The organism is Cyanothece sp. BG0011 (assembly GCF_003013815.1).
Classification (GTDB): Bacteria; Cyanobacteriota; Cyanobacteriia; order Cyanobacteriales; family Microcystaceae; genus Crocosphaera.
Map to the genome: position 1 here is coordinate 1 of NZ_PRLH01000216.1, position 10,365 is coordinate 10,365.

10 protein-coding genes and 1 pseudogene are annotated in these 10,365 nt (G+C 35.8%); 7 read left to right on the forward strand and 4 right to left on the reverse strand.

Going from position 1 to position 10,365, the window contains the following annotated elements; all coding sequences use genetic code 11:
* From C4E06_RS26910 to C4E06_RS28515, 3 genes are all read left to right on the forward strand, one after another.
* On the forward strand, positions 1-1,747 hold a 1,747-nt coding region (locus C4E06_RS26910), incomplete at its 5' end, for a hypothetical protein (protein ID WP_107671391.1).
* A gap of 68 nt (positions 1,748-1,815) precedes the next feature.
* The gene (locus C4E06_RS28510; RefSeq protein ID WP_198649079.1) at positions 1,816-2,748 is read left to right on the forward strand and encodes a glycosyltransferase family 39 protein; all 933 of its coding nucleotides are present in this window, start codon (positions 1,816-1,818) and stop codon (positions 2,746-2,748) included.
* Between the two features lie 23 nt (positions 2,749-2,771).
* Positions 2,772-3,374, forward strand: coding sequence for a hypothetical protein (locus C4E06_RS28515; RefSeq protein WP_198649080.1), 603 nt, complete (start codon positions 2,772-2,774; stop codon positions 3,372-3,374).
* A gap of 11 nt (positions 3,375-3,385) precedes the next feature.
* Here C4E06_RS28515 and C4E06_RS28520 read toward each other — a convergent pair whose 3' ends face one another.
* Complete coding sequence (locus C4E06_RS28520) at positions 3,386-3,679, reverse strand: helix-turn-helix domain-containing protein (RefSeq protein WP_198649081.1); 294 nt, start codon at positions 3,677-3,679, stop codon at positions 3,386-3,388.
* Positions 3,666-4,403, reverse strand: coding sequence for a hypothetical protein (locus C4E06_RS26920; RefSeq protein WP_198649082.1), 738 nt, complete (start codon positions 4,401-4,403; stop codon positions 3,666-3,668). Before C4E06_RS26920 ends, C4E06_RS28520 begins: the two co-directional genes overlap by 14 nt.
* 134 nt (positions 4,404-4,537) lie before the next feature.
* On the opposite strand from C4E06_RS26920, the gene C4E06_RS26925 reads away from it, so the two are divergent.
* From C4E06_RS26925 to C4E06_RS26935, 3 genes are all read left to right on the forward strand, one after another.
* Complete coding sequence (locus C4E06_RS26925; protein ID WP_107671392.1) at positions 4,538-6,055, forward strand: RICIN domain-containing protein; 1,518 nt, start codon at positions 4,538-4,540, stop codon at positions 6,053-6,055.
* A 56-nt stretch (positions 6,056-6,111) separates the two neighbouring features.
* A complete protein-coding gene (locus C4E06_RS26930) occupies positions 6,112-6,915 on the forward strand; it encodes a pentapeptide repeat-containing protein (protein ID WP_198649083.1) in 804 nt (267 codons plus the stop codon).
* A gap of 146 nt (positions 6,916-7,061) precedes the next feature.
* The gene (locus tag C4E06_RS26935; RefSeq protein WP_107671394.1) at positions 7,062-7,316 is read left to right on the forward strand and encodes a tail fiber protein; all 255 of its coding nucleotides are present in this window, start codon (positions 7,062-7,064) and stop codon (positions 7,314-7,316) included.
* Positions 7,317-7,511: 195 nt separating this feature from the next.
* Here the strand turns inward: C4E06_RS26935 and C4E06_RS26945 are convergent, their stop codons facing one another.
* The gene (locus C4E06_RS26945) at positions 7,512-8,399 is read right to left on the reverse strand and encodes an alpha/beta fold hydrolase (protein WP_107671395.1); all 888 of its coding nucleotides are present in this window, start codon (positions 8,397-8,399) and stop codon (positions 7,512-7,514) included.
* Positions 8,400-8,495: 96 nt separating this feature from the next.
* Between C4E06_RS26945 and C4E06_RS26950 the strand changes: the two genes are divergently transcribed.
* Positions 8,496-8,963, forward strand: coding sequence for a CYTH domain-containing protein (locus C4E06_RS26950; protein ID WP_107671396.1), 468 nt, complete (start codon positions 8,496-8,498; stop codon positions 8,961-8,963).
* A 12-nt stretch (positions 8,964-8,975) separates the two neighbouring features.
* Here the strand turns inward: C4E06_RS26950 and C4E06_RS26955 are convergent.
* Positions 8,976-10,170 (reverse strand): annotated as a pseudogene (locus tag C4E06_RS26955) (GNAT family N-acetyltransferase).
* Between the last annotated feature and the right edge of the window lie 195 nt (positions 10,171-10,365).

The following is a 10,365-nucleotide window of genomic DNA, read 5'->3' on the forward strand; positions in this document are numbered from 1 at the left end:
TACTAACCATCCTAGCCTAAAACGGTTTCCCTTTATTTATCAATTCACCAATCAACCCTTGTCGATGTGGGGAATTAGTTGTATTGCTATTACCTTAATGTTAGGAATTGTGGGTTATTATGGTTATATTGCTGCTCCCTCATTAAGAACGATAAGAACTGCTTTAGGGTTAGTCGGAGTTTTGCTGTTTATTTTTGGCATTTTAAGCCAAAACAATCTAACAATCAATCATTACTTATCTCTGATTAAAGACAACAAAATATTATCATTACTTAATGTCAGAACAGTTTTAACTATTTTATCAACATTAGTTTTAACTTCTATTTTTTTAATTAGCTTTTTTGATGCTAATTACGGAGGGGATGCTTTTATGTATCATATCCCTTTTGCTGCTAGAATTTGGGGAATTATTCCGGCAGAACAATTTACCTTTGAAAAAAATATTGAGCATCGTTTTTTAGGATTTCCCTTACTGGCCAATTGGTTACAAGGATTTTTCTGGAATACGTTTAAACGGCCAGAAGCGACTAATTTATTGTGTTATTTTAGCTTATTAACGTTTATTGCCTATCTAAAATTTTATGTAAAAATTCCCTTTTATCTGGCTTCTCTTTCCCTGTTGGCTATCCCAATGGTTCATATGCACGCAGGGAGAAGCTATATTGATTTACCTGGCAATGTCTGTATTTCTATTCTTATCTTAACCACCTATTTTTTATATACGAATAAAGTTAAATTTAATCAACAAACTGCCATCATTGTCTTTGTTTCATCAGCCATGGCAGCTAACATGAAATTTCAATTAATGCCAGTGGTTTTCATAATTTTATGTTTTGTCTTAGCTAAGATTCTTCTTCAAAATTGGAAAACTTATGGCCGTGATAAAGATAGATTAGTTAAAACATCAAAAACCTTATTTCTCTGCTTTTTAGCTAGTCTAATAATCTTTATTATCCCCATCAAAAATATCATTACTTACGCCAACCCCTTTTATCCAGTTAAAATAGAAATTGCAGGAATTGTTCTCAATCATAATGAAGCACCTCCTGACTTTATGCACGAAAATCTTAGAAAGCTTCCTCCTCATTTGCGTTGGGGACGGTCAGTATTAGAAATTGATGCTTTTGATAGTAGAAGACCCTGGCCTTGGACCCTAGGGATGGACTTTATTTCTTGGGATGAAGAAAGATTTGGTTTAGGGGGATATTTTGGGGGTTATGTTATTTTTAATTTTATCTTGTTTATTTATTTATGTTGGCAAAACTTCGATCTTGAGGCTAGGGTTGCTGCAATTATTATGGGTTTAATGACCTTATTGACCCCCTTATTACCTCAAGCTTATGAATTAAGATACTATATGTACTGGATGATGGTGTTTGTTAGTTTAAACTGTTATTTAACCTGTCGTTTAGCTAAACAAAAACCCTCTGAAAAATTGATCAACCCTAAAAATTTGGCCTTAGTAGCAACAGTATTTATGGTGATTTTTATCACAAAAACTCGCTACTTTTTCACCATTCCTGAGTTCTCCCCTTTCACTGAACAAGTGCAGAGAACGGATATCATTGATCAAGATATTCTCAAAAGTATTAAAGATGGAGAAGAAGTCTGTATTGTTGGAAAAGCACCTCATCCATTTTTATACACTTCCTATTTTCATCCTCCTCGACAATACTCTATTAAAGCGGAATTTGATGTGCCAGACTTTATCAAAGAAGGATGCGAAGGGAGAAGAATTCTTAAATAAACTCTACTAAATTGTATTTGAAAAGGTTTTTATGGCTGAGAATGTTTACTGATCTATTATTTTGATTAATGCTAAAACTGGAAAAATATCCTGGTTTCTATCTTGTTGTTATTTTAATCCTTGCTTTCCTCTTAAGGGTTCTATTTTTAGGAAGCATTCCTAATGGTTTTTTTCCTGATGAAGCATCTAATGCTTATGATGCTTATTCAATTCTTCACACTTTAAAAGATCAATATGGAGAGTTTTTACCTTGGTATTTTAAATCAGCTAATGATTACCGTGAAGGACTCTATATGTACCTCATGGTTCCTTTTATTAAACTATTGGGACTTAACCCTTTTGCAGCCAGAATAACTTCAGCTATCATTGGAACCTTAACAGTCTTTATTGTTTATCATCTTGCTAAAGAAATTTTTAATCAAAGAATTGGTTTATTATCTGCTTTATTTTTAGCTATATTGCCTTGGCATATTCATTTTAGCCGTATCACCTTTAGGGCAATTTTACTCCCTTGCTTATTTTGTTTAAGTTTATTATTTTTCTTCAAAAGTTTGAAACACCCTAAGTGGTTAATTGTTTCAAGTATCTTATTTTCTATTAGTATCTATACTTACCATTCTGCTAGGGTTTTTATTCCTCTCTTTTTGTTAGGATTAACTATTATTTATCGCGAATATCTCTGGAAACATAAATATTATACATTTTGGGCTTTTATTGCTTTCTCTGTTCTCTTTATTCCTCAACTTATCTATCAATTATCTCCTGAGGGAATGGCACGTGCAAATACCGTAGGTATTCAAACTAATTTAAGTAAAATTATTAGTGATTATTTGTCTTATTTTAGTCTCGATTTTTTGTTTTTTGATGGTGATCCCAGTCCCCGTCATAAAATCAATAATACCGCCGGACTTTATTCTTTTCAAATCCCGTTACTTTTTCTAGGATTGTTTTTTTTATACAAGGAAAAGGGTCTTATAAATGGGTATTATATCTATGGTTAATCTTATACCCAATTCCGGCAGCTTTGATCTCTCCAGAAAGTGCCGTTAGAACTTTGGTTGTTACTCCATTATTTTCTATTATTTTTGCTTATGCTGTTGCTAAACTAACTGAATTTTCACAAGGTATTTACAAGAAAATTACAGCACTATTATTAATAGCTATTATCTCTACTAACTTGATTATTTATTGTCAGCGATATGTGTTTGAATATCCCCGATGGCATACAGATTTATGGTTATCTACTTTAGGAGAAACCATTGACTACGCTGATAAAACTTCCTATGAATGTATTATTTATAGTAGTAATGTTTATGGTACTTATGGCTACATTACGATCCCATTTTTTACAGAAATGTCTCCTAGTCAATATCATCAATTTGATGTAGATATTGTCAAAAATAAGCTCTATATGGGAAGATGGAAAGTTCAAGACTTAGCACAAATAGAAAATTTAAATCCTAATTGTCTCTATCTTCTTTATGGTGATTCCCAGAGTGATAAACCAAGGGGAAAAGACGGAGAAATTTTGGACAATAAAGGTTATCAAGAAAAACTAATTTATTCAATTAAGGCTGTTAATGATGTAAACTATTATCGTTTAGTTGAAATTGAGAAAAATGATTAAATGTCTCTAGTCTAAGTATTTATTAATGTTTTTGAGGGTAACTTACCAAATAGTTTATGATAATCTCTTGCTAGTTGTCCTCGATGAAAAAAGCCTAACTCTTCAGCAATTTCACAAACTAATGAAGAGTGAGGATTTCGGTGAAGATGTTGATGTAAAACATTGAGGCGAAGGTTTTTAAAATAATGGTGAGGAGACACTTGATAAAAGTCTTTGAAAATATATTCTAAAGTACGTTTACTTACCCCTAATTCTTGACAAATATCGGAAATAGTGAGATCAGAATACAGACTATTTCTCATCATTTCTTCTGCTTGTTTTAAAATAGAAGTCCGCCTGAGAGTGTTTTTTTTTAGGCTGAATATCTTTGGCTTCTGCTAAAGTTAAAAGAAAGTTTTTAACAAGTTCTTCTTTTAATTGTTGTTTAATAAAATTCAGCCTTAATTTTTTGATTATTAAGGATAGGTCTTGACTATTTAAACTAAATAGTATTTGATAAAGTTGATGACAAGATTGTTGTAAACTGCGAATTTTTTCAGGGGAGCAAGTCACCATTGAACATTGAGAAGAATTTAGAAACTTTTTCGCTTCTGGTAAATCTAAAATTTGACATAATTGATTGAGATAATCTTCATGTACATAAAGCTGAAACCGATTAGAAAAAGGCGTTTGAACTACTGAAAATTCTTTTTTAGGGGGTATAATTCCAATATAATTATTTTCTACTTGATATAAATTTTGAAAAAAAACACGCTTGGGTTGAACAGGAATTGCAAAAAACCACGTTTTAGCATCGATGATTCCCTCCTGACTATTTAAACAATTACGTTGAGACAACTCTAACATTACTTGCTTTGTAATTAACTTTGAAAGATAGCCTTCAAACTGACCACTACTGAGTTGTAAAGCACCGAATTCTATGAATTCTCGGAACTTACAAAAGTGAGAAAAATCAGAATAATATTCACTTTTAAAAGTGATCTCATTAGACTCAATTAAAACGTTGGTTTTGTTGTCAAACAGAAACATTTATTATAACTCCTTAGTTATAAAGTAAATTAACTACTTTTTCCCATCAATTCAAAAACTTGCGTTTTTTAGATCATCTCAGAAAAGACGACTTGATAGCATCAATTATATGTTTTAGAAAAAAAAGCATTATTATGTTGCAAAAATCAGCAATCTTGTACGTTGAAAAGATTAGATGTACAAAAACCACTGGAGAGGCAGGTGATGACGATATCTGTCTGAAAATCACCGTTGATGGAAATACCCGCTACTATCCCTCCAGTACATCTTCCTACAAATTCTACAAGGGAGGAGGAACGCAGTATGTGGACCTTACCATCAATGTTACCTACGCCAATAAAGTTGTCTTTGAACTGATTGAAAAAGACAGTGAAAATATCAGTAGCAGTAAAAATGAGTGGGTTGGTAGTCATACCCTGACCAGAGGTTCTGTCAATAGTTCTCCTGAGTCCCGTACCGTTGATATGGATGCCAATGGAGAGACTTCAGGAGAATATACTTTGACCTATCGGATTATTTCTGATCCGATTCCCACCCTTCGCCTCTTGGGTATTCGTTGCGAACAGCAATCTGCTGGAATGAATGTGGATTTGGTAGAAACGATCGCTAGTGTGGCAAGTACCGTCACCGAAGAAGCAGGAAAAGTCATTAAAAAGAGTCCCCGTCCCCGTGCCAAAGCCATTGGGAGTGCCTTTAAAGCAGCTTCTAAAGTTTTGGAAGCTGTGGGAAACATCGGGGAATGGATCGGCCGTATTATTGAAGGTAAGTGCGATGAAGTCTATATGGATCATGTAGAAGGCACGGGCAACTATAACGGGGCTTTCTTTCCCCCAGAGGGACAGGGCAATTACGTCAACATGAGAAGTGGGGATGAAATCTATTTTGAGGAAAAATACGGTCATTACTTCCGATTTCCCTTGGATCGAGGGCCAGTCACCATCCAATTCCGAGAGCATGATGGTGGCAAAGCAGACATCAATATCGGTACGCTGAAAGTTGTTCCTGATGAACTCAATTACAATTCCAGTGCCGGAGTGGTTTCAGAAAGCGCTACGGTAAACGGTGGAGTTGCCGTTATGGATGGACCGGCGGTGGTGGAATTAGCCGACAGTTACGGAGAACGGGGGGGAGAAGGCGCACTTTACCATATCTGTTACAGTGTAGGATTTGAAGACTGGTGCTTACCCGCTATCGCAGCAGAACAGGAAGGAGGCGTTCAACCCGAATCTGGCAAAACCTATAGCATTGTTGCCAAGCACAGTGGCAAAGCGATTACTGTACATCAGGGTTCCCAAGAAGATGGGGGAAATGTCAATCAATGGAGCTTTGTACAAGGAAACAACCAGTTGTTCAGATTAGAAGATCAAGGCAATGGCTATTACAGCATCATTGCCAAGCATAGTGGCAAAGCACTTAGTGTAAATAGTGCTTCCCAAGACGATGGGGCAAATGTGGATCAATGGAGTTTCTTACAACAAAACAATCAGTTGTTCAGACTAGAAGATCAAGGCCATGGCTACTATAGCATTATCGCCAAGCATAGCGGAAAAGCCGTGACTGTCAATAGCTGTTCTCAAGAAGATGGGGGAAATGTTGATCAATGGAGATTTTTACAAGGAAATAACCAGTTATTTGCCTTTAAGCCCGAATAATGTCCCCACCAACACACAATCTATCCTTTAATCTTTCCAACATTTACGGTGAAATTATGTTCAATTTATCTTCTCTAACCCTATCTCGTTGTTTATCTGCTGGTGCAGTCTTTGCCAGCACCTTAACCCTTGTTCCTTCTGCTTATGGCTTTAATCAAGTCGATGTTGATACGTTTAGAGATGAGGGTTCCTGTAATCTTTGTGACATATCAGGTGCTGATTTGTCTGGTGAAGGGTTTCTTTTTCAGAATTATTTCCAGGTAAATGCCACAGGGACTAATTTTCGGTTCACAGATTGGCTTGCTGTTTCTAACCCTGGGGAGATCATTGAGAGTGATTTTACAGGTGCAGATTTTACATTTTCATTTTGGGAGCCATTGGGTGCATTTAGTAGTATTTTTGTTGATACAAGTATATTCACCAATGCTATTTTCAACGATACCTTTATGGAGGATGTGGAGTTCGTAAACAGCATCTTCACCAATGCTAGTTTCAACAATGCAGATATGCAGAATGTAAGTTTCAGAAACAGCATCAATGCTCCTACTGGTTTCTCTTTGCTATCCTCAACCCTCACTCCCCAAAATACCGGAACCGACTTAACTGGGACTTCTTTTCTGGGGGCTGAAATTTTCGATAGTAGTTTTGAAGGGGCAGACTTTGCTGATGCTGACTTATCAGGAGCAAGCTTCCGAAATGTTAACCTGCTAGGAGCAAACGTCAATCAACAACAGTTGAATAGTTTGGCTTTCTTTTCTGGGACTTTACCCGATGGCACAATTGTCAGTGTTCCTGAACCTTCAATGATGCTTGGATTGTTTCTTTTTGGAGGACTGGGTTTAGCCCGTCGTAAAAATTGAGCCTCTGAAATTGATAAGGAAGACAATTGAAGTGTGAATAGGCAAAGAAAATGAATCAATAATTGATAAAAAAATCTTGGCCTACTTGACAGAATTAGTGTTCATTATTCGTAAAAACTTACCCTATTTTTAAGGAGAAAAACACGATGGCTATGATTGGCGAAATTAAATTGTGGACTGGTAACTTTGCCCCTGTGGGTTGGCGATTTTGTGATGGCTCAAAATTAGACGCGGCGAACTTTGATGTTCACGCTCTTTGTTCTATTATTGGCGATCGCTATGGATCATCGGATGGACGGTATTTTGAATTGCCAAATTTAGAACCAGTTCCTGATAAAGATGGACGGGGCGTATCCCGCTATATCATCTGCGTAGAAGGTGAGTATCCCAGAATGCCTTAGTCCGTAGGGTGGGCATTGCCCACCTTAGTATTACCGTCTTGGGGTCTCCCCAAGTAGAGCAACTGGCGTACCCAAACGCCTTGGGAGAGTCCGGCCGCTGGGTTCTTAATGGCAACATTGAGAATCTAAGCCGTCTCGTTGAGCAAGGAATTTCTGGTAGTGATACGGAGAGAATCCCCCACTATAATCTGTGATTTAGTGGGGGAGTATGTCAATATGTAAAAATGCTTGAATAGATTGATAGGTGTCTTCGGGGGATTCTTCAGGTAAAAAATGCCCACAGTTTAGAGCTTGTCCCTGAACATTAATTGCTCTTTGTTTCCAGCTATTAATAACATCATATTTTTTTTCAATCACTCCTTTATTTCCCCACAAAACTAACACAGGACATTCTATTTTTTTATCCATATCTGTGCGATCATGTTCTAAATCAATGCTTGCAGATGCTCGATAATCTTCGCAAGTTCCATGAACCGTTTTAGGATCACGAAAACATCTTAAATATTCTCTCATTGCTTCTGAAGTAAAGGGATGATCGTTTTTACTCCAACTTTCTAAACAATGAATTAGAAAAAAGTCAGGATTTTGATTAATTAAAGTTTCAGGAAACGGGAAAGGTTGAATCAGAAAAAACCAATGATAATAAGCTGTAGCAAATTCTTGGTCTGTTTCTGTGTACATTTGATAAGTCGGCGCAATATCTAATAAAGCTAATTTTTTGACTTTATTGGGATAGTCTAAGGTTAAACGATGGGCAACCCTTCCCCCGCGATCGTGTCCTATCAAGTAGAATTGATCATAACCTAATTGTGTCATGACTTCTATTTGATCCTGCGCCATAACTCGCTTAGAATAATTATAATGATTAGCCATACCTACAGGTTTATCACTGTCTCCATAACCTCTTAAATCGGGTATAATGACGGTAAAGTGTTCAGCCAATTGTGAGGCAATTTTATGCCACATAACGTGGGTTTGGGGATACCCATGTAACAATAATATGGGGTATCCTTCCCCTCCTTTCACCAAATTAATTTTAACCTCTGAAGTTTGAATGACGAGGTTTTGAAAATTAGCAAACATTGACATGATATTAGTTTGGGTCTTAACTTTAATATTAGATTAAAGCAGTTAAAAAAGCTTTAAAATATTAATATTCTTTACTTTAAGTTGACAATTATGGGAATTGAAATTGAACGTAAATTTTTAGTTATTAATGATAATTGGCGTACTTTAGGAATCGGAAAAGTTTATAAACAAGGTTATATTTTAACCGCCGATAACATGACAACAATTCGAGTTAGAATTATCGGCAATGACGCTTATCTTACCATTAAAAGTAAAACAGAAGGCATTAGTCGTCATGAATTTGAATATTCTATTCCTTTAGAAGATGCAGAAATTATGTTGAAAACATTATGCGATCGCCCTTTAATTGAAAAGGTTCGCTATACCATCAATCTAGACAATTTAATTTGGGAAATTGACGAATTTCAAGGGGAAAATGAAGGACTAATCATCGCAGAAGTTGAGTTAAAAAGTGAAACTGAAGTCATCAATATTCCCGACTGGGTTGGTGAAGAAGTTAGCCATGATCCCAGATACTATAATGTTAACTTGGCTAAAACTCCCTACCTAAAATGGTAATATTAAATCCCTTTACAAATCTTTCAATTCTATTTCTCGTTTACTAAAGGGTAAATCTTGATTAATCGCCTCAATTTCTTCTTGTTCCATTTCATTAATTTGGGGAATATAATTACGAAGAATTTGAGTCATTTTTTGGTCATAAAATCGGTGTAAACTATAATTAGGAGTAGCAGGGAAACCCCGTCTTCTTTTATGTCTTCCGCCGGCACCGGGATCAAACATTTTAATCCCTTCTTTGATCGCCCATTCGATGGGTTGATAATAACAAGCTTCAAAATGAAGACAGTCATATTCTTCAAACGATCCCCAATACCGACCATATAAATTATCATCTTTTCTAATACAAAAAGATAAACCGACTGGTTTATGATCATCATAATCGGTATAAGCAGCAGCTAAGACCACCCGATGGGAATAATTAGGATAAAGTTGCTCAAAAAATTTACGAGTTAAATATTTACTCCCCCAATAAAATTTTTCACAAGTATTATTATAAAATCCATAAATCATCGGATACAAATGATGGGGAATATCATCTCCGGTTAATACTTTCATAGTCAGATTAGCTTTATTAACCGCTTTTCTTTCTCGTTTAATATTCCGTCTTTGATTAGCATTAAACTGTTTTAAGTAGTCATCAAAACTGTTAAAATTAGGATTAGACCAAATATAACTATGATGTAACCAACTACTAAACCCACAATTTTCTATGATGGGTTTCCAGTCAGGATCAACAAATAAAAAATGACATCCAGATAGTTTATTTTGATCACAAAAATGATCAATGGCTGCTACCATTATCTTGGTAATTTCTGCTTCATTTTCATTAGGAGCAATTAAAAAACGATAACCCACCGCAGGGGTAAAAGGGGTCATTCCCAATAGTTTAGGATAATAAGAAATCCCCAAACGATGGGATAAATCAGCCCATTGATGATCAAAAAACAAATTCCCCGTAACTATGACCTTTAATATATAAAGGGGCAGCACCAATTAACTGTTTATCTCGCCATAGTGTAAGATGACAAGGTTGCCATCCTGTGCGTGGGGTAGCACTTTTAGAGGTTTCGATATTATTGAGCCATTCCCATTCTAAAAAAGGGGTTTTTAACGGGGTTGCAAGTTCATCCCAAACCTGTTTAGGAATTTCCGAAACTTTTTGTATCCAACTAACAGAGTATTGGGGTTTTACTTGTTTAAACATAGGTTAAGGGCGGTGAGAAAACTTTCTCTCTAGGATAATGAATTTTGACTGAGATGACAGCCTAAACGCCCTATTCTCTAACTTTTTCATTAAAGTCAAGCATTTTACCATTGCTCACTGATTGCTGCTAATTTTTGCCAATCTCGAACAATAATCGTTCCACCTCTTTGATAAATGACGATCCTTTGAGTTTTT

Coding starts and splice junctions, on each gene's coding strand:
- C4E06_RS28510 (WP_198649079.1), top strand. CDS start 1,816: ATGCTAAAACTGGAAAAATATCCTGGTTTCTATCTTGTTGTTATTTTA.
- C4E06_RS28520 (WP_198649081.1), bottom strand. CDS start 3,679: ATGATGAGAAATAGTCTGTATTCTGATCTCACTATTTCCGATATTTGT.
- C4E06_RS26920 (WP_198649082.1), bottom strand. CDS start 4,403: ATGTTTCTGTTTGACAACAAAACCAACGTTTTAATTGAGTCTAATGAG.
- C4E06_RS26925 (WP_107671392.1), top strand. CDS start 4,538: ATGTTGCAAAAATCAGCAATCTTGTACGTTGAAAAGATTAGATGTACA.
- C4E06_RS26930 (WP_198649083.1), top strand. CDS start 6,112: ATGTTCAATTTATCTTCTCTAACCCTATCTCGTTGTTTATCTGCTGGT.
- C4E06_RS26935 (WP_107671394.1), top strand. CDS start 7,062: ATGGCTATGATTGGCGAAATTAAATTGTGGACTGGTAACTTTGCCCCT.
- C4E06_RS26945 (WP_107671395.1), bottom strand. CDS start 8,399: ATGTTTGCTAATTTTCAAAACCTCGTCATTCAAACTTCAGAGGTTAAA.
- C4E06_RS26950 (WP_107671396.1), top strand. CDS start 8,496: ATGGGAATTGAAATTGAACGTAAATTTTTAGTTATTAATGATAATTGG.